The 26357-nt window shown below is 46.7% G+C and carries 23 protein-coding genes; 19 read left to right on the top strand and 4 right to left on the bottom strand.

Going from position 1 to position 26357, the window contains the following annotated elements:
- Positions 1 to 180: 180 nt before the first annotated feature.
- Together ACYVD3_RS01510 and ACYVD3_RS01515 are read left to right on the top strand one after the other, a co-directional pair.
- On the top strand, positions 181 to 930 hold the full coding sequence (locus ACYVD3_RS01510; RefSeq protein ID WP_460640740.1) for an energy-coupling factor ABC transporter permease: 750 nt from the start codon (positions 181 to 183) through the stop codon (positions 928 to 930).
- Position 931: 1 nt separating this feature from the next.
- The gene (locus ACYVD3_RS01515; protein WP_460640741.1) at positions 932 to 1249 is read left to right on the top strand and encodes an energy-coupling factor ABC transporter substrate-binding protein; all 318 of its coding nucleotides are present in this window, start codon (positions 932 to 934) and stop codon (positions 1247 to 1249) included.
- 194 nt (positions 1250 to 1443) lie between these two features.
- On the opposite strand, the gene ACYVD3_RS01520 is transcribed toward ACYVD3_RS01515, so the two are convergent.
- Positions 1444 to 2346 carry an ROK family protein gene (locus ACYVD3_RS01520; RefSeq protein ID WP_460640742.1) on the bottom strand — a complete coding sequence of 301 codons (903 nt, stop codon included), beginning with the start codon at positions 2344 to 2346 and terminating at the stop codon, positions 1444 to 1446.
- A gap of 364 nt (positions 2347 to 2710) precedes the next feature.
- Between ACYVD3_RS01520 and ACYVD3_RS01525 the strand changes: the two genes are divergently transcribed.
- The 8 genes from ACYVD3_RS01525 to ACYVD3_RS01560 all read left to right on the top strand — a co-directional run bounded on the left by ACYVD3_RS01525 (position 2711) and on the right by ACYVD3_RS01560 (position 13232).
- Entirely contained in the window at positions 2711 to 3466 is a 756-nt protein-coding gene (locus tag ACYVD3_RS01525; RefSeq protein ID WP_460640743.1) for an exodeoxyribonuclease III, read from the top strand.
- A gap of 30 nt (positions 3467 to 3496) precedes the next feature.
- Entirely contained in the window at positions 3497 to 5356 is a 1860-nt protein-coding gene (abc-f, locus tag ACYVD3_RS01530) for a ribosomal protection-like ABC-F family protein (protein ID WP_460640744.1), read from the top strand.
- A gap of 74 nt (positions 5357 to 5430) precedes the next feature.
- Positions 5431 to 7266, top strand: a complete 1836-nt coding sequence (locus tag ACYVD3_RS01535) for an alpha-amylase family glycosyl hydrolase (protein ID WP_460640745.1) — start codon at positions 5431 to 5433, stop codon at positions 7264 to 7266.
- Between the two features lie 345 nt (positions 7267 to 7611).
- The gene (locus ACYVD3_RS01540) at positions 7612 to 9684 is read left to right on the top strand and encodes a BglG family transcription antiterminator (protein ID WP_460640746.1); all 2073 of its coding nucleotides are present in this window, start codon (positions 7612 to 7614) and stop codon (positions 9682 to 9684) included.
- A 19-nt stretch (positions 9685 to 9703) separates the two neighbouring features.
- On the top strand, positions 9704 to 9985 hold the full coding sequence (locus tag ACYVD3_RS01545) for a PTS sugar transporter subunit IIB (protein ID WP_460640747.1): 282 nt from the start codon (positions 9704 to 9706) through the stop codon (positions 9983 to 9985).
- A 23-nt stretch (positions 9986 to 10008) separates the two neighbouring features.
- On the top strand, positions 10009 to 11361 hold the full coding sequence (locus ACYVD3_RS01550) for a PTS ascorbate transporter subunit IIC (RefSeq protein WP_460640748.1): 1353 nt from the start codon (positions 10009 to 10011) through the stop codon (positions 11359 to 11361).
- A gap of 105 nt (positions 11362 to 11466) precedes the next feature.
- On the top strand, positions 11467 to 12306 hold the full coding sequence (locus ACYVD3_RS01555) for a transketolase (protein ID WP_460640749.1): 840 nt from the start codon (positions 11467 to 11469) through the stop codon (positions 12304 to 12306).
- Entirely contained in the window at positions 12291 to 13232 is a 942-nt protein-coding gene (locus ACYVD3_RS01560; protein ID WP_460640750.1) for a transketolase family protein, read from the top strand. Before ACYVD3_RS01555 ends, ACYVD3_RS01560 begins: the two co-directional genes overlap by 16 nt.
- 158 nt (positions 13233 to 13390) lie before the next feature.
- On the opposite strand, the gene ACYVD3_RS01565 is transcribed toward ACYVD3_RS01560, so the two are convergent.
- Complete coding sequence (locus ACYVD3_RS01565; protein WP_460640751.1) at positions 13391 to 14383, bottom strand: hypothetical protein; 993 nt, start codon at positions 14381 to 14383, stop codon at positions 13391 to 13393.
- Positions 14376 to 14723 carry a PadR family transcriptional regulator gene (locus ACYVD3_RS01570; RefSeq protein WP_460640752.1) on the bottom strand — a complete coding sequence of 116 codons (348 nt, stop codon included), beginning with the start codon at positions 14721 to 14723 and terminating at the stop codon, positions 14376 to 14378. The genes ACYVD3_RS01565 and ACYVD3_RS01570 overlap by 8 nt, the downstream gene beginning before the upstream one ends.
- Positions 14724 to 14953: 230 nt before the next feature.
- Here ACYVD3_RS01570 and ACYVD3_RS01575 point away from each other — a divergent pair, with 230 nt between their 5' ends.
- Positions 14954 to 15283: a winged helix-turn-helix domain-containing protein gene (locus ACYVD3_RS01575; protein ID WP_460640753.1), complete on the top strand. Its 330-nt coding sequence runs from the start codon at positions 14954 to 14956 to the stop codon at positions 15281 to 15283.
- A gap of 239 nt (positions 15284 to 15522) precedes the next feature.
- On the opposite strand, the gene ACYVD3_RS01580 is transcribed toward ACYVD3_RS01575, so the two are convergent.
- Positions 15523 to 16005 carry an S-ribosylhomocysteine lyase gene (locus ACYVD3_RS01580; protein WP_460640754.1) on the bottom strand — a complete coding sequence of 161 codons (483 nt, stop codon included), beginning with the start codon at positions 16003 to 16005 and terminating at the stop codon, positions 15523 to 15525.
- Positions 16006 to 16309: 304 nt separating this feature from the next.
- Between ACYVD3_RS01580 and ACYVD3_RS01585 the strand changes: the two genes are divergently transcribed.
- From ACYVD3_RS01585 to ACYVD3_RS01620, 8 genes are all read left to right on the top strand, one after another.
- Positions 16310 to 18916 carry a cation-translocating P-type ATPase gene (locus ACYVD3_RS01585; RefSeq protein WP_460640755.1) on the top strand — a complete coding sequence of 869 codons (2607 nt, stop codon included), beginning with the start codon at positions 16310 to 16312 and terminating at the stop codon, positions 18914 to 18916.
- Between the two features lie 199 nt (positions 18917 to 19115).
- A complete protein-coding gene (glpK, locus tag ACYVD3_RS01590; protein WP_460640756.1) occupies positions 19116 to 20615 on the top strand; it encodes a glycerol kinase GlpK in 1500 nt (499 codons plus the stop codon).
- Positions 20616 to 20633: 18 nt separating this feature from the next.
- The gene (locus ACYVD3_RS01595; RefSeq protein ID WP_460640757.1) at positions 20634 to 21326 is read left to right on the top strand and encodes an MgtC/SapB family protein; all 693 of its coding nucleotides are present in this window, start codon (positions 20634 to 20636) and stop codon (positions 21324 to 21326) included.
- Positions 21327 to 21511: 185 nt separating this feature from the next.
- Positions 21512 to 22948: an FAD-dependent oxidoreductase gene (locus tag ACYVD3_RS01600; RefSeq protein WP_460640758.1), complete on the top strand. Its 1437-nt coding sequence runs from the start codon at positions 21512 to 21514 to the stop codon at positions 22946 to 22948.
- 13 nt (positions 22949 to 22961) lie between these two features.
- On the top strand, positions 22962 to 24227 hold the full coding sequence (locus tag ACYVD3_RS01605; RefSeq protein ID WP_460640759.1) for an NAD(P)/FAD-dependent oxidoreductase: 1266 nt from the start codon (positions 22962 to 22964) through the stop codon (positions 24225 to 24227).
- Position 24228: 1 nt separating this feature from the next.
- Entirely contained in the window at positions 24229 to 24591 is a 363-nt protein-coding gene (locus ACYVD3_RS01610) for a DUF1667 domain-containing protein (RefSeq protein ID WP_460640760.1), read from the top strand.
- A gap of 272 nt (positions 24592 to 24863) precedes the next feature.
- Complete coding sequence (locus ACYVD3_RS01615) at positions 24864 to 25595, top strand: glycerophosphodiester phosphodiesterase (protein WP_460640761.1); 732 nt, start codon at positions 24864 to 24866, stop codon at positions 25593 to 25595.
- A gap of 193 nt (positions 25596 to 25788) precedes the next feature.
- Entirely contained in the window at positions 25789 to 26349 is a 561-nt protein-coding gene (locus ACYVD3_RS01620; protein ID WP_460640762.1) for a glycerol-3-phosphate responsive antiterminator, read from the top strand.
- Positions 26350 to 26357: the final 8 nt, after the last annotated feature.

Here is a 26357-nt window from a genome sequence, read left to right on the forward strand (position 1 = left end):
TGCCGGGAAGTCTTTTTGTTGTACAAAGATTTACCCCGTAAGCGCCGGTCTGATGAGTGGGAATCATCGGAATTAGGTGCTTATTTTATTGGAACACCCTTCGGGTATACCTTTACACCCGATAAAGCGGGGTGGGCTCTACCCAGAAAGCTGGGTGGGAAAACGGAAAGGAGAATGAAAATGAGTAAGAAAGAAAAAAGAGTCATGAAACTTGTCATTGCATTTGCCCTGGCTTTTGGAATTGTTCCAAGCGCTTATGGAATGCACATAATGGAGGGGTATCTCCCTGTGGGATACTGCATCGCCTGGGGAGCCGTTTGTGTGCCGTTTCTGGCAGCGGGCTTTTTCTCCATCAAAAGGAGGCTTCAGGAGAACAGGAAAACCATCACCATACTGGCTATGTCGGGAGCCTTTATTTTTGTCATATCGTCCCTAAAGATCCCGTCGGTTACAGGAAGCTGTTCCCATATGACAGGAACCGGCCTTGGAGCTATTTTGTTCGGGCCGTCTGCGGTCAGCATTCTGGGTATGATCGTGCTGGTCTTTCAGGCCATCCTGCTGGCCCACGGGGGACTTACGACATTGGGGGCCAATACCTTTTCCATGGCAATTGCAGGACCGTTTGTGTCTTTTGGAGTTTATAAATTATTGAAAATGGTGAAGGTAAATAAGATGGTCAGCATTTTCCTGGCAGCCATGATCGGTGACCTGTTTACATATTGTGTAACCAGCATTCAGCTTGCCCTGGCTTATCCGTCGGAGGTTGGCGGCGTCTCAGCTTCTGCCCTTAAGTTTTTAGGGGTTTTCGCGCCGACTCAGCTTCCCCTTGCGGTCATTGAGGGGATCCTTACCACGGTAATCATCATTACCCTTGAAACCTATGCCCTTCCGGAGCTGAAGGCCGTTGGATTTTCAAAGGAGGTGCAGTAATATGACCGTTAAAAATAAAAAGATCGTAGCAATCCTCCTGATTTTAGCCTTCCTGATCGCAGCGGTTCCTCTTTTTGCTTTAAAGGGAGCCGAATTTGGCGGCTCCGATGATGCAGGAAGCCAGATGATATCAGAAATCCAGGGAAGTGAATATGAGCCATGGTTTACTCCTGTGATGGAAACCTTCATCGATGGGGAGCTGCCTGGGGAAGTGGAAAGTCTGCTGTTTTGTATCCAGACTGGAATCGGAGTAGGCATCCTGTCTTTTTTCCTGGGACGGTTCGTGGAACGGAAAAAATGGCAGGATAAAGGAAAATAATGAGATAGGAATAAGAACCTGATTAAGGGTGTCTTGAAGGGAAAATGCCTTTGAGACATCCTTTTCCTTTTGATTCTCAGATTATTTTTTTTCGTGCCGGAGAAGAAAGGCTGACCGGACAGGAAAGGGGCTGGCCATTTGGGGACAGAATCCTGGCCCGGGCCAACCCGCTTTAAAATCACCTGATTGCAAAATTATGTAAGCATTTCATTCACATTAATGATTGCACCTAATAAATTGGAGTCATTGTTAAAATTACACTTATCAATTTTAGTCGTTATAAATTCTGCGTCTCCAAAATAACCTTTGCATATGCTTTGAAACGTTTCCTTGACAGCTTCTATAAACCAGGCTTCTTCAGATATTCCGCCGCCAATACATATGATTTCCGGATTGTAAAATACAGTGATTGCCAGCAATTGGACGGATATATTATTGATCCACTCATCAACAGCTTCCTTTGCGATTTTGTCTCCATTTAAGTACTTATCACATACTTCGCTTCCGTAGATAGCTTTATCTTCTGAAGTTACCTTATCATTGAATATTTTAATCAAAGCCACCATTGAGGAATAATCCCCTAGCCGGTCGATTTTTCCGGTTTCAGCATTTATAAATGGCAAGTGGTGAAATTCACCTGCAAAGCAATCCTTGCCGTAAATAACGCCTTTTTCATCACATAAGCACCCACCGGCGCCTGTTCCGATAATTAAAAATGCAGAGGATCTGCTTCCTTTTGCATTTCCCATTTTAAACTCACAAAGGCCGGCTGCTTTGGCATCGTTGATGGTTGCCACCTTTTTATTTGTCCTTTTTCCTATTTCAAGATTCACATTGCTGTCCTTCATGATACATACATTTGCCGCAGCATAAGATTTCACATTAGAATTTTCATCAATAAGTCCCGGAGCGCTTATTCCTATATTTTTTATTGTGTTAAGATCTTTTATATTTGAACATATATAATCATAAAATTCCTGTACGCTGTCCAGTTTTATGGCTTTTGCTTTCCACCGGTCTACAATGTTGTACTTTTCATCTGCTAATGCATATTTAATAAATGTTCCGCCTATATCAATTCCTAAACAATATTCCATACAATTCTCCTTAGCTCACTGATTATTTTTTGATTTTATTAAACGAATACTATGGAACTTCTTATGTAAACCGGAGCCGTTCATTATAATTTACAGATTCACATCCCAGGTCATGAAGCCTTGTATCGTTTTTTTGTAAATATGGTTCTCACGCTTTCGCTTTAAATTATTATTAGAATATCTCAAAAGAAGTGGGTTCGTCAACGATAATTATGCTTAAAATATAATGATTGTCAGCAGAAGCAGTGAGAAAATGGATATCATGATTTTTCAAAGGAAGAATCCGGGAATTAAAATTCTTCCCTTTCCTAATCAATGGGAAAATGATATACTATTTTTATCTTTTATTAAGAGGTGAAAAATAATGAAAAAAATGATTTCATGGAATGTAAACGGCCTTCGCGCCTGCGTGGAGAAAGGCTTTTTGGATTATTTTAAAGAAGTGGATGCAGATGTATTTTGTATCCAGGAAAGTAAGCTTCAGGAGGGACAGATCAATCTTGATCTTCCCGGATATCATCAGTACTGGAATTATGCGGAAAAGAAGGGCTATTCCGGAACCGCCCTGTTTACAAAGGAGGAGCCTTTGTCAGTGGCTTATGGGCTGGGAGCAGAGGAGCATGACAGGGAGGGCCGGGTGATCGCTGCCGAATTTTCGGAATACTATGTGGTCACCTGCTATACCCCCAATTCCCAGAATGAGCTGGCCCGCCTGCCCTACCGGATGACGTGGGAGGAGGCGTTCCTGGCTTATTTAAAGAAGCTGGAGGAGAAAAAGCCGGTGATTTTCTGCGGGGATCTTAATGTGGCCCATAAGGAAATTGATTTAAAGAATCCCAAGACCAACCGGAAAAATGCAGGCTTTACCGATGAAGAGAGGGAAAAGTTTACCGTGCTTCTGGAAAACGGCTTTATTGATACGTACCGTTATTTCTATCCGGAGCAGGAAGGCATATACTCCTGGTGGTCCTACCGGTTCAGCGCCAGGCAGAAAAACGCAGGCTGGCGTATTGACTATTTCTGCGTTTCAGAAAGCTTAAAGGACAGGCTTGCTGCCGCGGCCATTCATACAGAGGTCCTGGGCTCCGACCACTGTCCTGTGGAGCTTGTGATCCGCTAGAGAGAATCAGACAGGAGAAAACGATAAGGAATGAATTTACTGACCATTGAACATTTAACAAAATCATATACGGAACGGCTGCTTTTTGATGACACCAGCTTCAGCATCAATGAGGGGGATAAAATCGGGCTGATCGGCATTAACGGAACCGGAAAATCTACATTGCTCCGGCTTGTGGCAGGACTTGAGGAGCCGGATCAGGGGACCGTGGTAAAGGGCAGGAATTTAGATATCCGCTTTCTGTCCCAGAATCCAAGGTTCTGTGAAGGTGATACCATATTAGAAAGCATTGTCCGGGACAATGAAGGACATGAGCATGTGTGGGATTTAGAAAGCCAGGCAAAGTCCATGCTGACCAGGCTGGGATTTACAGAATTTGATTCCAGGGTAGAGACCCTGTCCGGGGGACAGAGAAAAAGAGTGGCATTAGTCAGCGTCCTCCTTGGAACTACCGACTTACTGGTCCTGGACGAACCTACCAACCATTTGGACAGCAGCATGGCGGACTGGCTGGAGGATTACCTGCGGCGGTTTAAAGGTGCCCTTTTAATGGTGACCCATGACCGGTATTTTTTAGACAGCGTTACCAACCGGATCGTGGAGCTGGATAAGGGAAAGATTTACAGCTATCAGGAAAACAAGGTAAGTGGCGGCGGAGCCGACAGAGAGAGCACCCTGGGGTGTTATGAAGGGTATTTAAAGCTGAAGGCAGAGCGCATGGACATGGAGGCGGCTACCGAGCGGAAGCGCCAGTCCATTCTTAAGGTGGAGCTTGAATGGATGCAGCGGGGGGCCAGGGCACGTTCCACCAAGCAGAAGGCCCATATTCAGCGTTATGAGGCCCTACGGGATCAAAAGGGGCCAGAGGCGGACCAGAACGTGGAACTGGATTCCATTGCAAGCCGCCTGGGACGGACTACGGTGGAGATTAATGAGATCACCAAGGCTTTTGGAGAAAAGCTGCTGATGAAGGACTTTACCTATATTTTCCTTAAAAATGACCGCATCGGCATCATCGGGCCTAACGGAAGCGGAAAATCCACTTTAATGAAGATCATTGCAGGCTGGCAGGCTCCTGATTCCGGAACGGTCACCATAGGCCAGACCGTGAAAATGGGATATTTTTCTCAGGAAAGCGAGGACATGGATGACAGCATAAAGGTCATTGACTACATCCGGAACGTGGCGGAATATGTGAAAACAAAGGATGGAAGCGTCAGCGCTTCTCAGATGCTGGAACGCTTTCTATTTCCGCCAAGTGTTCAGTATACCATTGTGGGCAAGCTGTCCGGCGGGGAAAAGAGAAGGCTTTATCTGCTCAGGATCCTCATGGAAGCGCCCAATGTACTTTTGCTTGACGAGCCTACCAATGATCTGGATATCCAGACTCTGGCCATATTAGAGGACTATCTTGACAGCTTTCAGGGGATCGTTGTGGCAGTTTCCCATGACCGCTATTTTCTGGACCGTGTGATGAGCCGGATCTTTGCCTTTGAGGGCCAGGGCCTGGTGACCCAGTATGAGGGCGGCTATACGGATTATCAGATCGCCTTCCAGGAGAAATATCCCCAGGGCCTTCCGGGCCAGGTGGAGGGGACCGGAAAAAATCCTCAGGCACCGGAGAAAAAGAACAAGGAAAAGCCAAAGGGAGAGCGGAAGCTTAAATTTTCCTTTAAGGAACAGAGGGAATGGGATACCATTGAAGAGGATATGGCGGCCCTGGAAGAGAAGATAGAGGCCCTGGATAAGCAGATGGGGGAGGCTGCCAGGGATTACGGCAGGCTGAATACACTGATGGAAGAAAAGTCGGAGCAGGAAAAGCTGCTGGAAGAGAAGATGGAGCGGTGGATGTATTTAAACGATCTGGCGGAACAGATTGAAAACCAGTAAAAGACAATAAGAGTTAATAAGAAACAGCAGGAACTATCCCGGAGTCAGACCAAGAGACAGAGGAGATAAGTGATATGGAACAGTACAAGATTGCAAAGCGTGAGATGGGGGCATATCCTATAGGGCTTTCAAAGGTATCCGGAGGGATCCGCCTGTGTGTGGCTGCAAAAGGGGAGGATTGCAGGGTCCGTATTTTTAAGGCCGGGGCAGAAGAGCCGGTCCAGACCCTTTCCTTTCCGGCAGAATTGAGAAAAGGCGATGTATGGAACATGACCATTCTGGGGGAAGATTTTGACGGTCTGGAATACTGCTTTGAAATCGATGGAAGGCTGTTTTCAGATCCTTATGGAAAACGCTTTACCGGACGGGAGGCATGGGGAGATCTTGAACATGCCTCGCCTCTCTTAAGGACTCCCATGGAGCTGGCGGATTTTGACTGGGAAGGGGATAAACCCCCTCAGATTCCATATGAGGACAGCATCATATACCGTCTCCATAACCGGGGGTTTACAAGGCACGCCTCTTCCAAAGTAAAGAACCGGGGAACCTTTCAGGGCATAGGGGAGAAGATCCCTTACTTAAAGGAATTGGGAATTACTGCTGTGGAGCTGATGCCGGTAAATGAATTTTCCGAGGTCATTGTGAAGGAACATGTGCACGGGGACCCTTCCGTTGTGGATAAGCCTTTAGGAAAATTGAATTATTGGGGATACACATCAGGTTATTATTTCGCTCCCAAGGCCTCCTACGCAGCGGGAAAGAATCCTGTCCTGGAGTTTAAAGGCCTTGTGAAGACTCTTCACAAGGAAGGCTTGGAAGTGATCGTGGAGCTTTTCTTTACGGGAAAGGAACCTCCCTCTTTTGTTCTTGATGTGGTCCGTTTCTGGGCGGATGAATTCCATGTGGACGGGATCCATCTGGTGGGAGAGATGCCCCTGGATCTCCTTGGCAGGGACCCTTATTTAAGCCGGATCAAGTTGTTTGCACTCTCCTGGGAGACGGTCTCAGAAGGAAAAGCCAGGCATTTAGGGGAGTATAACGACGGTTTTCTCATAGATATGCGCCGGGTATTAAAGGGGGACGAGGAGCAGATGAAAAATCTTGCTTTCCGCACCAGGAGAAATCCGGCAGGATACGGGGTCATCAACTATATGGCCAATACCAACGGTTTTTCCATGATGGATATGGTGTCCTATGATACCAGGCACAATGAGGAAAACGGGGAAAAAAACCAGGATGGCAGTCCCTATAATTATTCCTGGAACTGCGGGGTGGAAGGACCCACCAAGCGGAAAAAGGTGATGGAGCTTCGGAAGAAGCAGCTTCGCAATGCATTCCTCCTTTTGCTCTTAAGCCAGGGAACGCCCTTAATCATGGCGGGAGATGAATTCGGCAATTCCCAGTCAGGCAATAATAATGCCTATTGCCAGGACAATGAGGTGTCGTGGCTTAATTGGAATCTGGTCAGGACCAATCAGGATATCCTGGAGTTTGTAAAGGCTGTCATTGCCTTCCGAAAGGCTCATCCGGTGTTCCATATGCCGAAGGAGCCTAAAATCATGGATTATCTGGCCTGCGGCTTTCCGGATGTTTCTTACCATGGAGTAAAGGCATGGTGCCCGGAATTTGATAATTTCCGGCGCCAGCTTGGAATCTTTTACTGCGGAGAATATGGAAAGAGGCCGGACGGGACCCCTGATAACAACTTTTATGTGGCTTATAACATGCACTGGGAGCCTCATGAATTTGACCTTCCCAATCTCCCCAGGAAGGAGCGGTGGCATGTGGCCTTTCACACGGATAAGACGGATGAAAACGGCATATACCCGGAAGGAAAGGAGCCTCAGGCAGAAGGGAAACGGTTTCTGGTTCCGCCAAGGTCCATTGTGGTGCTTGTTGGGAAGCCATGACCGGTGGTCAGCCGCTCTTCAGGACAGGCGGGCGCATTTGGGACGGCTGTCCATATGATTATTCAATTGAAATGAAGGGATATTAGAAAAAATAATATAAGCTAAGATGTTTTGAGGGCAATGAATCCACATTGCCCTCATTTTTTTTACCTTATGGGCTGTAAATATATGTTGTGGTTCTTTGATGCAATTGGTCATACTTGTTGTTTTTTAGTTTTGAATGAGCACATTTTTGTTTGTTTTTCGGAGACAAATATAGGTACCAATAAGAATGGAAAAATAATGCTCAATTAATTATAATAATCACAGGAGGTCAATGGTATATTGCATAAAAGAGGTGGGAAAATGCAGATTATTGAAAAGCGCGCGTTCAATTTATTGCAGTATTTGTTAAATGACAGAAATTTTTCCGTGAACAAAGCCATGGATCTGTTAGGGTGCTCCAAAAGGCAGATTGAATATGATGTGGGAAAGATCAATGAGCTTCTGAAAGAAAATGAGATAGAATTGATCAGACTGTCAAGAGGCAGGTTTCTGATTAATAAGGAAACAATCAGCAAGGTATCCAGGCTAAACCTGCCCCGTCAGAAATTTATTGTAAACGGGGAAAATAAAATCTGGATTATCTGTATTCAGATTTTTTGCACAAGGGAACCTTTGGGGTTGAACCATTTTATTACCAATCTCCAATCCAGCAAGAATACCATCTTAGGTGATTTAAGAAAAATTGAAAGAATAGGCGGGCAGTATAAGGTGGATTTAAAATACTCAAGAAAATTGGGTTATTACTTTGAAGGCGAGCCTATTAAAATCCGTTCTCTGGTATTGCTTGCAATTATTAGCCTGAAGGATAATTTCTTATGCAAGAAATTAATATCACTGGCTGTTTCAGATAATTCCTATGAAACGGTATTTGAAGAGACAAAAGACAAGGTAGAGTCGTTGATCAAGGAATTTAATCTGCCCATCATGAAGGAATATTTGATTCAGGTGATCTATTTTATTAGTTTACTCCCTTATCACTGCCAGTCAATGACCTACTGCCCCCCGCTGATCCATGAACCCATGTGGAGCCACCTCCCCCTTTATGCAGATGTAACAACCTTTTATGAGTCACTGACGTTTCACTTGCCCAGGGAAGAGATCGACTATTTATTTGTTCTTTTGTTAAGTATGACTTTGGGCGATAAAATGTATTTTCAGCTTTACAATCAGGAAAGCATGTTTTTACAGGAGCTGTCCCAAAGCCTGATCAACCGTTTTGAAGTCATTACCGGAACCGAAGTAAAGAAGAAGGCGGGCATATCAGAAAATATGCTGATGCATTTACGTTTGGCCTATTTCCGGTTGAAATATGGAATACCGGTAGTGAATCCGGCATTGATGCAGGTGAAAAAAGAGTTCGGAGAGGTATTTGACATATGCAGATTAGTGCTGGAGCCCTTTGGGGATTATCTGGACTGTTTCATTCCTGATGATGAGATTGCCTATATTGCCTTACATTTTATGACGGTAATGGATTTGCCGGATCAGGATAAGATCAGAAAAAGAGGGATCATTGTATGCCAGAACGGGCTTGCAAGCTCTGTTATGATGAAAAACCAATTAATAAAAATATTTCCTGAAATACATTTCGCGGATACTTGTAATGTAGAAGAATTCAAAGAGATTCCGCCGGAAACCTATGATATGGTTTTTTCCACTACGGAGGGAATTGATGTGCCGGCAGAAAAGCATTTATTCATATCCTCCCCCATCTTAACGGTAGAAGAAAGGTTTATGCTTAGTGAAGCAGTATATTCTTCGGTATTTGGGATCAAGTCAGAGTCCGGTGTTACAGTTCATTCCATCCTGGAAATCATAGAGAAATACGCAGTGATTCAAGATTGGAAGGGATTAAGCGGCGACTTAAAGGACCTTTTGCAGAAACAATATAAAAAAGAAAAAATCAGAAGGGAAGGATTACCTGTGATAAAAGACCTTCTTACGAAGGAAACCATACAATTTGCTTCCAGTGTAAACAGTTGGGAGGAAGCAATCTGGCTGGGGGCAAAGCCTTTATTGGAGAATGGTTCCATAACAAAAGAATATATCAATGCCATGATAGACAATGTGAAGGGCTTTGGTCCTTATATCGTAATATGTCCCAATGTAGCAATTCCCCATGCTCAGAATAAAACAGGGGTCAATAAGCTGGGAATGAGTTTTTTAAAGCTGGAAGAAGAGGTTTGTGTGCTGGATAATCCCCAAAAGCCTGTCAAGGTATTCATTACACTGGCGGCCATTGATAATCACACACATTTAAGGGCCCTTGCCCAATTATCGAATATCTTAACCAATGAAGTTACCAGGGAAGAATTAGTCGCTTGTAATTCAACAGAGGATGTCATCAAATTGATTGATATGGAAGAAGAATAAGAAACCAGGAGGAAATCATATGAAGATATTGGCGGTTTGCGGCTCAGGGCTTGGAAGCAGTTTTATGGTGGAAATGAATATTAAAAATGTGCTAAAGGAGATAGGGGCGCCGGAGGTTGAGGTGGATCACAGTGATTTAGGGGGTGCCACACCGGGATCAGCAGATATCTTTATTGCAGGAAGAGATATCGCAATGGGAATGACCCATTTAAAAGGAGTTGTGGAGCTTGAGAACCTGCTGGATAAAAAAGAACTAAAGGAAAAATTGCAAGAGGCATTAAAGAAACTGAATGTAATCTAATTGTGCATAGAGAGGAGAAAAAAATGGCTGTTTTAAAGATAATACAGGAAATTCTTTCAACCCCCGCAGTATTAGTATCATTAATCGCCTTTATTGGTTTATTGCTTCAAAAGAAACCTGCAGCAGATACCATCAGGGGTACGATAAAGTCATTTCTGGGTTTTATCGTGTTATCGGCGGGAGCAGATGTGATCGTTGCGTCCCTGGCTCCTTTTGGAGGAATGTTTCAGGAGGCATTTCATACGGCAGGGGTTGTGCCCAATAATGAAGCCATTATTGCGGTAGCGTTAAAAGAGTATGGCCAGGTCACTGCCTTGATCATGTTTTTCGGAATGTTCGCCAATATTATAATTGCCCGTATTACCAAATTTAAATACGTTTTTCTCACAGGGCATCATACTCTTTATATGGCTTGTATGATTGGAGTTATCTTAATTACCATTGGCATGTCCACGGCCATGACAGTGGTGGTGGGAGCGGTTGCTCTTGGAATTGTTATGGTGTTATTCCCTGCCCTGGCACAGCCAACCATGAAAAAGATAACCAAAACCGATGATGTGGCTTTCGGCCATTTCAGCACCATCGGGTATTGGTCTTCTGCAATGATCGGTAAATTGGTAGGGAAAAATTCAAGGTCAACAGAAGAGATAGAATTCCCTAAATCACTTGCATTTTTAAGAGACAGTTCTGTTTCCATTTCCCTGACAATGGTTCTCTTTTATGTGATTCTTGCACTTTTTTGCGGACCGGACTATATAAAGAACAACTGGTCAGACGGAAAGAATTATATTATGTTTTCCCTTACAAAAGGAATCCAGTTTGCGGCAGGAGTAGTTATTATATTACAGGGAGTACGTTTGATCCTTGCAGAAATTGTGCCTGCGTTCAAAGGCATTTCAGAAAAGCTGATTCCCAATGCAAAGCCGGCACTGGACTGCCCCATTGTGTATACCTTTGCGCCAAATGCCGTATTGATTGGTTTCTTTTCCAGTTTTGCAGGCGGGATAGTGGGTATGGCAATTCTGGTTCTCACCGGCGGAATCATCATATTGCCGGGAGTTGTGCCTCATTTTTTCTGCGGCGCCACGGCGGGAGTCTTCGGCAATGCCAACGGAGGGGTAAAAGGAGCTGTATTCGGGTCTTTTATAAACGGTTTGATGCTGACCTTTGCACCGCTTTTATTAATGCCTTTGCTGGGAGATCTGGGGTACCAGGGAACAACCTTCTCTGATCTGGATTTTATAGCCTCAGGATTCTTAATTGGAAAAGCCGGACAATTAGGGCCTATGGCAGCTACCATATTCGTGTTTGGGGTATTGGCCGTTATGATTGCAGTTTCAATTGTAAAGCCTGACAGGAAAGACGCAGAACAGTGATACATAAGGAAGGCTGTAATGCCTGAACATACCATCAGGCATTACAGCACTTTTTTCACCGGAAAACAGAGCTTGCTGTCAGATATTTTAGAAAGAGGGGCTGGGATGGAATATAAAGAGCTGCAATTAATCGCCAATGATATCCGCAAAGGAATCATAGAAGCCGTATATCATGCGGGCTGCGGACATCCGGGAGGGTCTTTATCCGCAGCAGAAATACTGGCTTATTTGTTTTTTAAAGAATTGAATATTGACGAAAAAGATCCGGGGAAAGAAGACCGTGACCGGTTTATCTTATCAAAGGGTCATATCACGCCGGGATATTATGGAGTTTTGGCTCAGAGGGGCTTCTTCCCAATAGATGAATTGTCGACTTTCCGGAAATTGGGTTCCAGGCTGCAGGGGCATCCGGATATGAAGAAAACACCTGGTGTGGATATGTCCAGCGGCTCTTTGGGACAGGGTATTTCAGTTGCCGCCGGAATGGCATTGTCAGGGAAGCTTTCTTCGGAAGACTACCGGGTCTACGCCTTGGCAGGGGACGGGGAAATGCAGGAAGGGCAGGTATGGGAAGCTGCCATGTTTGCAGCCCACAGGAAATTAGATAATCTGGTAGTGATTGTAGATAATAACGGTCTCCAGATAGACGGGACCGTTGAAGAAATCTGTTCTCCTTATCCTATTGATAAGAAGTTTGAAGCCTTTGGCTTTCATGCCATGACTGTCAATGGCCATAGCTTTGAGGAACTGGAAAAAGCCTTTTTAACGGCAAGGCAGACAAAAGGGAAGCCAACAGTAATTATTGCAAAAACAGTAAAAGGAAAAGGGATTTCATTTATGGAAAATAATCTGTCATGGCATAGCGGCGTATTGAAGGAGGAGCAGTATCAGCTTGCTATGGGGGAATTGGAAAGAGAGAGGGACTTGTTATGTCAGAGATCATAAAGAAAGCAACCAGGGACAGCTATGGAGAAGCACTGGTAGAATTAGGCCGTATCCATGAAGATTTACATGTATTGGATGCAGATCTGGCTTCGGCAACAAAGACTGCTCTTTTTAAAAAGGCATTTCCAGACCGGCATATTGACTGCGGGATTGCAGAGTGCAATATGATGGGAGTTGCAGCAGGCTTATCTTTAACAGGTAAAATTCCTTTTGCCAGTTCCTTTGCCATGTTTGCGGCGGGCCGCGCTTTTGAACAGATACGCAATTCCATTGGGTACCCGGGATTAAATGTAAAAATAGGAGCCACTCACGGCGGGATTTCTGTTGGAGAGGATGGCGCGACTCATCAATGCAATGAGGACTTTGCACTTATGAGGGCTATACCGGGAATGGTTGTCATTTGTCCTTCTGATGATGTGGAAACAAAAGCAGCGGTAAAAGCAGCATATAAATATAAAGGGCCTGTTTATTTAAGGTTTGGAAGAGTGCCGGTTCCTTCCATTAATCAGAGGGAGGACTATGATTTTGAAATTGGGAAAGGAGTAGTTTTAAAGGAGGGATCAGATATTACTGTCATTGCAAATGGGATCCTGGTAAATGAAGTGCTGGAGGCGGAGAAGAGATTGGGGGAAAAAGGGCTTCAGGCAGAAATAATAAATATCCATACCATTAAGCCTTTAGATAAGGATTTAGTGATCCGGTCGGCAAAAAAGACGGGAAAAGTAGTGGTGGTGGAGGAACATTCCATTATCGGCGGATTAGGAAGCGCAGTGTGCGATGTTCTGTCTGAAAATTATCCGGTTCCTGTTTTAAAGATAGGTGTTAATGACGTTTATGGAAGATCCGGCTCTGCAAGGGAACTGCTAATAGCCCATGAATTGGATTCGGAAAGTCTGGCAAGTCGCATCCTTGGTTTTTGTAATTGATAATGATACTAAAAATAGCATCCTTCCACCGCTTAAGGTGCAGGATGCTATTTTTTGAAAGATTTATGAAGGCATCAAAGATTCTATCTGACAACCTTCCTGACTTGGATATACGCCGGCACTTGGATGTTCAAGTGCCTTTTCCTATTTAATGGCATTTAAACTTTTTGGCTTTTAAGCGTCTTATAAATGGCATTGCCGCACTCTGCAAAGGAGCATACGATCACGATTAAAAGGAATATCATGGCAGGATTTATTCCCCATAGAAACGGACCTGAAGATACCCAGACAGTTGATTTCATAAACCCTTTGAACTCTTCGCTTAAAATGTCAGGACGGGAAACAAGATAAATCAGGGCGGATACACTTACTATATTGCTCAGAACAACTGTACAGCATACAGGAATCGACCATCGGCGGTCTTTTATCTTAATGATGCATTCCCCGACTCCAAACAGGGCCATGATTATGATCGGGGGGATGCAGCTTTCCAAAAACCCGGGACTGAATAAGGTGCGTATCTGTGTGTTGCCATGCCGGATCATGAATGCAATGGGCACTGCCCCGCTGCATACCAGGATTGCCACAACCATAAACACAACAGTCAGTACCAGTTCCGCAATACTGTCGGACAGGGAGATGGGGTATTTGCTTTTGGGCAATATTTCCGGCAGATCCTCTACCTTCCAACTTGTGCTTTCCTGGCTTTTGTCTCCGGTTCTTTCGGCAATTACAAAGCCTATTGTTGTCCAGGCAAGAGCTTGAAACGCTGCGGACAGACCCGCTGAGATCCCCTTTGACAGCACCTTGCTTATATTTATCATGCTATCCTTTATGGCATCGGTGGAACCTGTGATGATGCCGATCACCATGCCGATGACACCGGCCAGCGGTAACATCCACTTTAACAAGCGCACATAGTCGTCATAAATGCCGGGAGATATTAAATACTGGGGGTTTTTCCGGTATTTTCCCGCCAGGAAGGCGGGGGCACCCAGCTTATATAAAACTGACTTTATTTCGTTTTCATCTGCATCATCCGGCAGCATATCGTAAATATTGGCCGTCAGCTCTTTGCTTATTTCATCTCGTTCTTTTTCAGGCAGCCGGCGTGTTACATCATAGACGTAACGTTCAATGAAATTACTCATTGTGCTCCTCCTTTCCAATAAAGGATTCAAAACTTTCCTGCATTCTTTTCCACTCAGCAATCAATTCCTTATACACCATTTTTCCTTTTTCATTGATGATGTAGTACTTTCTTGGCCTGCTCTCGCTGGTATTCCAGTCGCTGACAAGCAGGCCCTGGCTTTCCAGCCGGCGCAATAGAGGATACAACGTATTGGCCTCAATATCTATATGCTTTCTCTGCATTTCCTGAAGCAAAGCGTAGCCGTAATGAGATTGGTGAAGACATCCCAACACAGCCAGAGTTAAGCTGCCCCGGCGGAGTTCTGTAATAAAGATCTGTAACTGCTCATTTTCCGTCATATTATCACCTCAATATTATTATATTGTGTGACACACAATATTGTCAATAATAATTTATTGTAAAATCCAACCATTTATTCTGCCATTCTTCCCTCATTCCATGGAGCCATGAAATGGGGGAGAAGAGAATCAGGCAGAAAACCCTTATTCCGGGGGTTTTTCAGGCCAAAAAGCTTTAGGACTCTCCCCGGGAAAGGGCCTGCCCCATACGGTGCAAGGTTTTATGCTGGATGCCAAGTTCTTGGCACATCTCCTTTTCATCTGGAAAGCTGGAGATCGATTACAGCAAAAGGGTTGTATACAAAGCCGGGGAAAAGATCCATTTAACACCCATAGAATATAAGCTGTTGGTTCTCCTTTCTAAAAATGCAGGCAAGGTGCTCACCCGTGATTTCATCATACGGGAGATATGGGGAGTGTATACTGAAGAAAGCCATACCCTTCGTGTCAACATGGCAAACATACGGAGAAAAATAGAAGCTAATCCCGGAGCACCCCAGTACATCCTTACGGAAATGGGCGTTGGATACCGGATGGCGGAGGAAGTGATGGAAGGATGAATGGATTTACTTTTCGGAACAGGAGTGAGTAAGAAGAAAAAAGAAGAAAAAAGAAGAAAAAAGAAGCTGCAGGCCCCTGGCCCTTACAGGCAGGATCCCGGGCTGGAGCCGGGAAATTCCCGGAGGAAATGAGAAAAGCCGGAGGAGAGGGCATATAATGCCCTTGCTTCGGCTTTTTCCAGATAAATGGTTTCCCCTCATTTCTCCCTGAACCGGGGAGGAAAGAGAGAATGCCGCTGTCAGTCCCGGGGATAAATAAGCTGGCCGTCGTCGATTCCGTACAGCACGGAATTAAGGAATTTTCCGGCCAGGTATCTTGCCATCCCTAAATTCATATCCAGGTAATTGCCGCAGTCCCTTGCAGAGGCGCCTGGGACTTCGTCTTCAAACTCCCGGATGAATTCGTACATTTCTGTGATCAATGGAACAATGTCCCTGGACTTGAAGTCGCCGGACAGGAGAAGGTAAAAGCCGGTGCGGCAGCCCATGGGGCCAAAGTACAGGACCCGGGAAGCAAAGGTTTCATGGTTGCGCAGGAAGGTAGCCCCCAAATGCTCGATGGTGTGGATTTCCGCCGTATTCATGACAGGCTCAAAGTTGGGGCGGGTCATGCGGATATCAAAGGTGGTAATGACAGAGTCCCCGGCCTGGTCCTTGCGGGAGACATAGATGCCTGGAAGAAGTTTTAAGTGGTTGATGGTAAAGCTTGTTATTTTTTCCATGGTTATCATGTCCTTTCTATGAATGATTTAATGGGGTTCATTGGATTTTCATGTCTACTGATAGAATTATAATAAAAAAAACGGCTCCCTGCAAGAGAAAACGCTGGGGCCTGTCCCAAAGTCGGTTCCCGGATTATGCTCTGGTCTTAGAATAAAATTCCCTTCCTGTCTCATACCATAGTATAGGTTATCAGAAATCGCTTTTCAGATTTCTGATAAAAGGCAGTGCTTTTTACTGCCGTCCATCCGATTATGAAAACATCTTTTTGTTTTCATAATATGAGAAACGGGAAGGAGCGTCATAATGGAAGAATGGTTTCGTTTATCAGAGGATGAAGTCCTTGCAAAGCTTGACGCAGGCAGAAACGGGCTGGATTCCAGGGAAGTCCTTAAGCGCAGGCAGATATATGGTTCAAATACGCTGAAGAAGGCGGAACGCAAAAGCGCTTTCCAGATATTTCTTGACCAGTTTAAGGACCTGCTGGTCATCATCCTCATTATAGCAGCAGTGATCTCAATGATATCCGGTGATGTGGAAAGCACGGGGGTGATCTTTGCGGTGCTTCTGCTGAATGCGGTGCTGGGGACCGTAGAACACCAGAAAGCGGAAAAGTCCCTGGATAGCCTTATGGCCCTGTCGTCACCGGTTGCAAAGGTCATAAGAGAAGGAAGGAAGCAGGAGATCCTGTCTTCGGAGATCGTGCCTGGAGATATTCTGCTTTTGGAAGCAGGGGATATGGTGGCGGCAGACAGCCGGATCCTGGAAAATTATTCCTTGCTGGTCAATGAAAGCTCTCTCACCGGAGAATCCATTAATGTGGAGAAACGGACGGGGAGGATCAGGGAAGAAAAGGTGCCTTTGGCAGAACAGACAAACATGGTTTTTTCCGGCTCCCTGGTGGCGGCAGGCAGAGCCAAGGCCTTGGTCACGGGGACGGGAATGGATACGGAAATCGGCAGGATTGCTTCCCTCATGAATGACACCGGGGAAAAAAAGACACCTCTTCAGGTGAGCCTGGACCAGTTCGGAAGCAGGCTGGCGGCAGGTATTCTGATTGTCTGTGCAGTGATCTTTGGCCTCAGCATTTACCGGAGAATGCCGGTTCTGGATTCCCTGATGTTTGCCGTAGCCCTGGCGGTTGCGGCCATCCCGGAAGCCTTAAGCTCCATTGTCACCATTGTGCAGGCAATGGGCACACAGAAAATGGCCGGGGAAAATGCCATCATAAAGGATCTAAAGGCAGTGGAAAGCCTTGGCTGCGTTTCAGTCATCTGTTCCGATAAGACGGGAACCCTGACCCAAAACCGCATGACAGTACAGCAGATCTACGTAAACAACCGCCTTTATCCCCCGGAACTCTTAAATAAGGACCTCCCTGTACATAAATATTTGCTGTATAATTCTGTTTTAAACAATGATTCCGCTTATATAGAAGGAAAGCTGATCGGAGATCCAACGGAGGCCGCCTTGGTACAGATGGCGGAGCGGGCAGGCATGGAAGAGGAAACCTTAAAATCCTATTATCCCAGGGCCGGTGAAATCCCCTTTGATTCCCAGAGAAAGCTTATGAGCACCATGCACCGGATCGAAGGAAAGAGTGTTCTGTTCATAAAGGGAGCGGTGGATGTGCTGCTTCCCCGTATCAGCCATATCTGGACAGGAGAAGGGGTTCGTCCCATAAGAGAGGGAGACCGGCAGACCCTGATGGAGCAGAATATGGAGTTTTCCAAACAGGGGTTAAGGGTTCTGACCTTTGCCTGCCGGGAAATGGGTGAAGATGAAAGGCTGACAGAGAAGTCGGAGTCCGGCTGTACCTTTTTGGGAATGACCGCAATGATGGATCCGCCCCGCCCGGAAACAAGGAATGCGGTGCTGAACGCCAGGAGAGCAGGCATCCGCCCGGTCATGATCACAGGGGACCATAAGATCACCGCATCAGCCATTGCGGAGAAAATAGGCATTCTGGGGGAGGATGATCTGGCGGTCAGCGGGCCGGAGCTTGATGACATGACGGAGGAGGAATTGAACCGCAGACTGGAGCATATCAGCGTCTACGCCCGGGTCTCTCCGGAGCATAAAATACGAATCGTCCGCTCCTGGCAGAAAAAAGGCCATATCGTTGCCATGACAGGAGACGGGGTCAACGATGCCCCTGCCTTAAAACAGGCCGACATTGGGGTGGCTATGGGAAAAATGGGGACAGAAGTGTCAAAAGATGCCGCTGCCATGATCCTTACGGATGATAACTTTGCAACCATCATTAAGGCGGTTGCCAACGGCCGCAATGTTTACCGGAACATCCGGAATGCCATTAAATTCCTTTTATCAGGAAATATGGCCGGGATCCTGTGTGTATTGTATACATCACTTTTGGCCCTTCCCATTCCCTTTGCGCCGGTGCATCTGCTGTTTATCAACCTTTTGACCGACTCCCTTCCTGCCATTGCCATTGGCATGGAAAAGGCGGAAGCAGACCTTTTGGCCCAAAAGCCAAGAAATCCCAAAGAGGGGATCTTAACAAAGCGTTTTGTTTTTCAGATCCTGCTTCAGGGAGCTCTTATTGCGGTCTGCACCATGACCTCCTATCACACCGGCCTGGTGACCGGAAGCGAGGCGGCTGCCAGCACCATGGCATTTTCCACCCTGACCCTGGCAAGGCTGTTCCACGGCTTTAACTGCAGAAGCGGCCATTCCATCTTAAAGATTGGCTTTAAAAGCAATTTATGGAGCATTATGGCCTTTGAGGCAGGGGCTGTTCTTCTGGGAGCCGTGCTGTTCATACCAGGGCTTCATACCCTTTTTTATGTGGCAGATTTGACCGTAAGGCAGTTTCTTACCATCTTTATTTTTGCAATGATTCCCACGCTTGTGATCCAGGCATTTAAGACCATAAGAGAGAGTCTTCATTAAGAAAATAATACCCTTAAATCTTGACATACTTTTTGGTACATGGTACTATTAAGTATACATAATATAGATAGCCTAAGAGATGACAGAGCCAGGTGATGAATGCGGGTAACCGTTCATTTCCATGGCTCTTTCTTTATTCCTTGAGAAATATTTAACAAGGAATGAAATCCTGGGGCGATTACTGGAAGGGGAAGGAATTATGGGAAGATATGTCATTGCCTTAGATCAGGGCACGACAAGTTCCAGGTGCATCCTGTTTGATGAACAGGGGAACATCTGCAGTGCAGCACAAAAAGAGTTTACTCAGATTTTTCCGCAGCCGGGGTGGGTGGAACATGACCCCATGGAGATATGGTCTTCGCAGCTTTCTGTAACCATGGAGGCCATGGGGAAGATCGGGGCTCATTACAGCGACATTGCGGCCATTGGAATCACAAACCAGCGGGAAACCACGGTGGTCTGGGATAAAGAGACAGGGGAACCGGTTTACCATGCCATTGTATGGCAGTGCCGCAGGACCGCAGACCGGATCGAAAAGTTAAAGCAGGACGGTCTGGAGGAACAGATTATTGACAGGACAGGGCTCATCCCTGATGCCTATTTTTCAGGAAGCAAGATCGAATGGATTCTGGACAATGTAACCGGGGCAAGAGAACGGGCGGAACGGGGGGAATTGCTGTTTGGAACCGTGGATACCTGGCTGATCTGGAATCTGACCAAGGGCTGTATCCATGTGACGGATTATACCAATGCCTCCAGGACCATGCTTTATGACATTCACAGGAAATGCTGGGATGAGGAGATTCTTAACTATTTCCGCATCCCTAAGTGCATGCTGCCGGAGGTAAAGCCCTCAAGCTGCATTTACGGCTACACCTCTTCCGATGTTATGGGAGGAAAGATTCCCATTGCAGGAGCGGCAGGGGACCAGCAGGCGGCGTTGTTCGGCCAGTGCTGCTTTGAAGCGGGAGAGATGAAGAATACCTATGGAACCGGCTGTTTTCTCCTCATGAATACAGGAGAGAAGGCGGTGAAGTCAGAGCACGGGCTTTTGACCACCATAGCGGCCAGTGAACAGGATAAGATTCAGTATGCTCTGGAAGGAAGCGTGTTTGTGGCAGGGGCAGCCGTGCAGTGGCTCAGGGATGAGATGCGCATGGTCCGCTCTGCGCCCCAGACAGAGGAATACTGCAATGCAGTGGAAGATACGGGGGGAGTCTATGTGGTTCCTGCTTTTGCAGGGCTGGGGGCACCTTATTGGGATCAGTATGCAAGGGGAACCATTGTGGGGGTGACAAGGGGAACCAGCAAGGAGCAGTTTATCCGGGCTACGGTGGAATCCATGGCTTACCAGGTATATGATTTAATTGAGGCCATGGAACAGGATTCCGGCATTCATTTAAAGGAGCTTAGAGTGGATGGAGGCGCGTGTGCCAACAGCTTCCTGCTGCAGTTCCAGTCAGACGTGTTAGATGCCAGGATCGTCAGGCCCGAATGCATAGAGACCACTGCCCTTGGAGCTGCTTATCTGGCAGGTCTTGCAGTAGGATATTGGAAGGACCAGGAAGAGATCAAGAAAAACTGGAAGGCTTCTAAGGCATTTGAAAGCCGGATGGAACTGGAATACCGGAAAAAGCTGGTAAAAGGCTGGAAGAGGGCGGTAAAATGTGCTCTTTGCTGGTCAGAGGACGAGAAGTAGAACGTGGAGGGGCAGGACTTGGAAGGTACATATTTATTGTTTGGGGGAATTACCTTATCATATGTAATGATCCAGTTGGAATATATGCTGCGCATCATAACAGCCGGTCTTTTAGGGTTTTTGATCGGCAGTGAGAGAAAAAACCGGAATAAATCGGCTGGTATCCGGACCCATGCCATCGTAGCCATTGGCTCATCTCTTATGATGGTGGTTTCCAAATATGGGTTTCCGGACATTCCCACCAGTGACGGGGCCAGGATTGCGGCCCAGGTGGTCAGCGGAGTAGGATTTTTAGGTGCAGGCGTTATTTTTGTGCGGAACAATCTGGTAAACGGATTGACAACGGCAGCCGGGATATGGGCAACCGCCGGGGTAGGGCTGGCTCTTGGGGCGGGCCAGTACATTGTGGGTATATTGTCTGCGGTGCTCATCATTGTCATGCAGATGCTGACCCACAGGATCACCTATTTTGCCCAGGTGGCTTCCTGCGGCTGCCTGCGGATGACCATAGCTCAAAAAAGCGGGGCAGTGAAAAACATGGAAGAGTTTCTGGAAAGAGAAAAGGTGGAGATCGCTTCCGTGAAGATCAACAAGAATAAAAAGGATGAGATCAAGCTGGAATTTGAGGTTATTTATCCTCCCGGCTTTGACAAGGGCGCTTTGTTATCCAAGCTGGCGGAGGAGAATACGGTCATGGCAGTCAGCGAATAGAAAGCCCCGGCAGAAAAATCTTGACAATCCGGTCAGGGTTGTGCTAGCATTAAGGTAATCGAATAAAAAACCTTTGAGATGAAAGAGTAAGGGAATAATACGGAGAGATCCGTGTATTTTCCTTACTCTTTTTTATATGATTTTCCCAAAAAGGGGTGACCATTACGGATATGGAGGAGAACAACATGAAGGAAATGAATTACGATGCAGCGATCATCGGCGGCGGCGTAATCGGCTGTGCGGTTGCAAGAGAACTTGCCCGTTATGACTTAAGCATCTGCGTCATTGAGAAGGAGGAGGATGTCTGTTCCGGCACGTCAAAGTCCAACAGCGCCATTGTCCACGCAGGGCACGATGCGGTGCCCGGGTCCTTAAAGGCCAGATTCAATGTAGAAGGCAACCGCATGATGGGAGAGCTTTCTGAGGAACTGGATTTTTCATTGATCCGAAACGGCTCACTGGTGCTTTGTTTTTCAGAAGAGGATATGCCTGCTCTTAAAGAGCTTTATGAAAAGGGCGTAAAAAACGGAGTTCCCGGTTTATCCATCCTATCCGGCGATGAGGTAAGGGCCATGGAACCTAATGTGACGGAGACGGCTGTGGCGGCATTATATGCGCCTACCGGCGGAATCGTCTGCCCCTTTGGTCTGACTATTGCATTGGCGGAGAACGCCTGTGACAATGGGGTGGAATTTTTATTTAATACTGAGATAAAGGAAATTGAAAAGACGGAAAAAGGCTATGACTTAAAAACCGGAGAGGGGATCATCCATGCAGCCTATGTGGTCAATGCTGCCGGGGTCTATGCCGACGTTTTCCATAACATGGTGAGTGAGGAGAAGATCCACATCACAGCACGAAAAGGGGATTATTGCCTGTTAGATAAGGAAGCAGGGACCCATGTGTCCCATACCGTTTTTCAGCTTCCCGGTAAAATGGGAAAGGGCGTGCTGGTGACCCCTACGGTCCATGGCAACCTGCTGATAGGACCTACGGCAACCGATGTAGAGGATAAGGAAGAGGTCAGGACAACGGAAAAGGAGCTGTCGGATATTTTGGAGAAGGCTGCCTGGGGAGTAAAGAACATCCCCTTCCGCCAGATCATCACCTCCTTTTCAGGTCTTCGTGCCCATGAGGACGGAGATGACTTCATCCTGGGAGAGGCTTCCGGTGCCCCCGGCTTTTTTGATGCGGCAGGCATAGAATCACCGGGCCTTACAAGCGCCCCGGCCATTGGCGTTTATATCGCAGACCTGGTTGCCCAAAAAGCGGAGGCTTCCAATAAGGAGAACTTTAAGGGAACCCGGAAGGGGATTCTGGATCCTCAAAAGCTGTCTTTTGAGGAACGGGCGGAGCTGATTAAGAAGAATCCTCAGTACGGCACCATCATCTGCCGCTGCGAAGGGGTCAGTGAGGGAGAGATCGTGGATTCCATTACCCGGACCCTGGGAGCGGTTTCCTTAGACGGCATCAAGCGCCGTGTGCGCGCCGGTATGGGACGGTGTCAGTCCGGCTTCTGCGCCCCCAGGACCATGGAGATCCTGGCAAGGGAAACCGGAAGAGAGATGGAAGATATCTGCAAAAACAGGCCCGGCTCCAACATATTGACCGGTCATAAATAAGGAGGACAGCGACATGACAGAGCATGATATAGTGATAATTGGCGGCGGTCCGGCCGGTCTTGCTGCGGCAGTAGCGGCAAAGAAGGCAGGCATTACGGATATAATGATCCTGGAAAGAGAATCCTGTCTTGGGGGCATTTTAAACCAGTGCATCCATAACGGCTTTGGCCTGCACACCTTTAAGGAAGAGTTAACAGGCCCGGAATATGCTGCCCGTTATATTGAGATGGCGGAGTCGGAAAACATACCGTATAAATTAAATACCATGGTTCTTTCCATTAATGAAGACAAAGAAGTGACAGTCATCAACAGGGAAGATGGACTGACAACCATAAAGGCCAGGGCCATTATCCTGGCAATGGGCTGCAGGGAGCGCCCCAGAGGTGCCCTTAACATACCGGGCTTTCGTCCTGCAGGGATCTATTCCGCAGGCACCGCACAGAGACTGATGAATATCGAAGGCTTCAGCGTGGGAAAAGAAGTGGTGATCTTAGGTTCCGGAGATATCGGCCTCATCATGGCAAGGCGCATGACCCTGGAAGGGGCCAGTGTGAAGGTGGTGGCAGAGCTTATGCCCTACTCCGGAGGATTAAAGAGGAATATCGTCCAATGTCTGGATGATTATGGAATTCCTTTAAAACTCAGCCATACGGTAGTAAATATCCAGGGAAAGGAACGGGTGACAGGAGTTACCCTTGCCCAGGTGGATGAAAACAGAAAGCCCATTCCAGGCACAGAGGAATATTATAGCTGCGATACCCTTCTCCTTTCCGTGGGTCTGATCCCGGAAAATGAGCTTTCAAAGGGAGCGGGAGTCCAAATGAACCAGGTGACCTCAGGCCCTGTTGTGGGCGACCGGCTGGAAACCAGCAGTTCAGGCATCTTTGCCTGCGGAAATGTGCTTCATGTTCATGACCTGGTGGATTATGTATCCGAGGAAGCCGCCCTGGCAGGAGCAGGTGCTGCCGCATACGTGAAAGAGGATATGGAAAAAGAAGCGGCTCATACCGTGGAACTGGCAGCTCAAAACGGGGTACGCTATACGGTGCCTCAGATGATTGATGTGGAAAACATGAAGGATAAGGTCACGGTCCGTTTCCGGGTGGCCGATGTATATAAGGACCGCTTTATCAGCGTTTATTATGACGATGTAAGGATTTCCCACAAAAAGAAAAAGATCCTGGCTCCCGGTGAGATGGAACAGGTGGTATTAAAGAAAGACAGCTTTAAGGAATATCCGGAGCTTAAGAGAATTGTTGTCTGTACGGAGGTGGAATGATATGGAGGCAAGAGAACTGATCTGTATCCGCTGCCCTTTGGGCTGCCCGTTGACGGTGCGGATGGAAGGGGACCAGGTGGAGGTGACAGGAAATTCCTGCAGCCGCGGAGAGGAATACGGCAGAAAAGAGGTTTTAAGCCCTACCAGGGTAGTGACTTCTTCAGTCCGTGTCATAGACGGCGGCCTGGCAATGGTACCGGTAAAGACAAAGCAGGATATCCCAAAGAACAAGATTTTTGCCTGCATGGAGGAGATCCGGAAAATGGAAGTATCTGCACCTGTTTTCATTGGAGATGTGATTATTCCTGACTGTGCAGGAACCGGCGTTCCCATCGTTGCCACAAGGAACGTTGAAAAGGTTTAATAATTTACATAAAATAGCCTCGTAATTGTTGCAGGCTGTCTGAGTCCTTTAGGCAGCCTGCAGATTCACGAGGCTGTTTTATATAAAAATAGGGGAACTTGTGGATAATTTATCCGGGAAATGATATACTGGAAAGAGATTTTGGAGAAAGCGTCAAATACTCTCAGCTTGCTGCCGGGTATTTGGTCTTTGCAGCACTGGCCCGATGCAGGAATGGGGTTATACCTGCCCTGGCTCATTGCTTGCAGAAAGAAAAAGAAAGAGGGGGTTGCATGAAGGTATTCGCACACAGAGGTTACAGCGGAAGGTATCCGGAAAATACCATGCTGGCATTTCGGAAGGCGGCAGAGACAGGCTGTGACGGGATCGAGCTGGATGTACAGCTTACAAAGGATGGAACGGTGGTGGTGATCCACGATGAAAGCATTGACAGGACGACGGACGGCACCGGTCTTGTGAAAGATCTCACTTATGAGGAACTGAGGAAATTCAATGGGGATGCTGTCTGCGGAGGGATCCATGGATTTGAGCCTGTTCCGGCCTTTGAAGAATACTGCATATGGGCAAAGAATCAGGAGCTTATCACTAATATTGAGATCAAGACAGGCGTATATTATTATGAGGGCCTGGAAGAAAAGACTCTGGAGCTGGTGCGAAGATACGGGCTTGAGGAAAAGGTCATCTTTTCTTCCTTTAACCATACTTCCATCAGCCGGTTAAAGGAGCTGGCTCCCCAAATCCGGTGTGGCGCCCTCCTTGACCACCAGGGCCTGGGAAATGCAGGATATTACTGTGACCGGTATCATTTTGAATGCTACCACCCGGGAGTAAAAGGATTGACAAAAGAAGCTGTGGACAACTGCAGGGAATACGGAATCCAGGTGAATGTGTGGACAGTTAACGACATGGCCGCACTGGAGCAGGTCTATGAATGGGGCTGCGACGGAGTCATCAGCAACTTTCCGGAAGTCTGTAAGCGGTGGGTACAGAGCAAAGAACTGTAGATAAAAGATAGCAGGAGTGAGGCGCCCGTTTCAGGAGACCGCAGCTCCTGCTATCTTGTATGGAAAAAAGAACGTTAAAATATGCTTTACTTTCAAAGGAAAACCCAGAAAGGGCAAAAATTGCCTTGACGGTGGGGAAAAGGATTGATAAAGTAGAACGAGATCCATATTTTGTGGGTGCGGAGGAATATTAATGAAGGCGATTGAACTACTGGAGGCATCTCCGGTGATTGCAGCGGTTAAGGATGATAATGGATTAAAGAGATGCTTTGAATCGGAATGCCAGGTAGTGTTCATTCTGTATGGCAATATCTGCAACATCAGCAGCATTGTGAAGCAGATAAAGGACCATGGGAAATATGCCATTGTCCATGCGGATTTGGCGCAGGGCTTAAGCTCCAGGGAAATTGCTGTAGATTTTATTAAGCAGAATACTTATGCAGATGGGATCATCAGCACAAAGCCTCTTCTTATTAAACGGGCGGTTGAGCTGGGATTGGTTGGGGTGCAGAGAACCTTTATCATTGATTCCCTTGCCATGAGTACGACAAAAAAGCAGATTGACACCTATCATCCGGATCTGGTTGAGATCATGCCCGGGGTCATGCCCAAGGTACTTAAAGAGATTCGGGCCTATACGGATATTCCTATTATTGCAGGCGGGCTGATATCAGACAAAAAGGATATTATGGCGGCTTTTAGCGCAGGCGCGGATGCAATTTCCACCACAAAGGAAGAGCTATGGTTCATGTAAAAGGAGGA

This window comes from Lacrimispora brassicae, assembly GCF_054772055.1.

Bases quoted from the DNA above. Each gene is read 5' to 3' on its own strand.
- ACYVD3_RS01600 (WP_460640758.1), top strand. From the start codon at position 21,512: ATGAAGGAAATGAATTACGATGCAGCGATCATCGGCGGCGGCGTAATC.
- ACYVD3_RS01585 (WP_460640755.1), top strand. From the start codon at position 16,310: ATGGAAGAATGGTTTCGTTTATCAGAGGATGAAGTCCTTGCAAAGCTT.
- ACYVD3_RS01535 (WP_460640745.1), top strand. From the start codon at position 5,431: ATGGAACAGTACAAGATTGCAAAGCGTGAGATGGGGGCATATCCTATA.
- ACYVD3_RS01515 (WP_460640741.1), top strand. From the start codon at position 932: ATGACCGTTAAAAATAAAAAGATCGTAGCAATCCTCCTGATTTTAGCC.
- ACYVD3_RS01520 (WP_460640742.1), bottom strand. From the start codon at position 2,346: ATGGAATATTGTTTAGGAATTGATATAGGCGGAACATTTATTAAATAT.
- ACYVD3_RS01510 (WP_460640740.1), top strand. From the start codon at position 181: ATGAGTAAGAAAGAAAAAAGAGTCATGAAACTTGTCATTGCATTTGCC.
- ACYVD3_RS01605 (WP_460640759.1), top strand. From the start codon at position 22,962: ATGACAGAGCATGATATAGTGATAATTGGCGGCGGTCCGGCCGGTCTT.
- ACYVD3_RS01565 (WP_460640751.1), bottom strand. From the start codon at position 14,383: ATGAGTAATTTCATTGAACGTTACGTCTATGATGTAACACGCCGGCTG.
- ACYVD3_RS01570 (WP_460640752.1), bottom strand. From the start codon at position 14,723: ATGACGGAAAATGAGCAGTTACAGATCTTTATTACAGAACTCCGCCGG.
- ACYVD3_RS01550 (WP_460640748.1), top strand. From the start codon at position 10,009: ATGGCTGTTTTAAAGATAATACAGGAAATTCTTTCAACCCCCGCAGTA.
- ACYVD3_RS01620 (WP_460640762.1), top strand. From the start codon at position 25,789: ATGAAGGCGATTGAACTACTGGAGGCATCTCCGGTGATTGCAGCGGTT.
- abc-f (WP_460640744.1), top strand. From the start codon at position 3,497: ATGAATTTACTGACCATTGAACATTTAACAAAATCATATACGGAACGG.
- ACYVD3_RS01580 (WP_460640754.1), bottom strand. From the start codon at position 16,005: ATGGAAAAAATAACAAGCTTTACCATCAACCACTTAAAACTTCTTCCA.
- ACYVD3_RS01540 (WP_460640746.1), top strand. From the start codon at position 7,612: ATGCAGATTATTGAAAAGCGCGCGTTCAATTTATTGCAGTATTTGTTA.
- ACYVD3_RS01555 (WP_460640749.1), top strand. From the start codon at position 11,467: ATGGAATATAAAGAGCTGCAATTAATCGCCAATGATATCCGCAAAGGA.
- ACYVD3_RS01610 (WP_460640760.1), top strand. From the start codon at position 24,229: ATGGAGGCAAGAGAACTGATCTGTATCCGCTGCCCTTTGGGCTGCCCG.
- ACYVD3_RS01615 (WP_460640761.1), top strand. From the start codon at position 24,864: ATGAAGGTATTCGCACACAGAGGTTACAGCGGAAGGTATCCGGAAAAT.
- ACYVD3_RS01545 (WP_460640747.1), top strand. From the start codon at position 9,704: ATGAAGATATTGGCGGTTTGCGGCTCAGGGCTTGGAAGCAGTTTTATG.
- ACYVD3_RS01525 (WP_460640743.1), top strand. From the start codon at position 2,711: ATGAAAAAAATGATTTCATGGAATGTAAACGGCCTTCGCGCCTGCGTG.
- ACYVD3_RS01575 (WP_460640753.1), top strand. From the start codon at position 14,954: ATGCCAAGTTCTTGGCACATCTCCTTTTCATCTGGAAAGCTGGAGATC.
- ACYVD3_RS01560 (WP_460640750.1), top strand. From the start codon at position 12,291: ATGTCAGAGATCATAAAGAAAGCAACCAGGGACAGCTATGGAGAAGCA.
- glpK (WP_460640756.1), top strand. From the start codon at position 19,116: ATGGGAAGATATGTCATTGCCTTAGATCAGGGCACGACAAGTTCCAGG.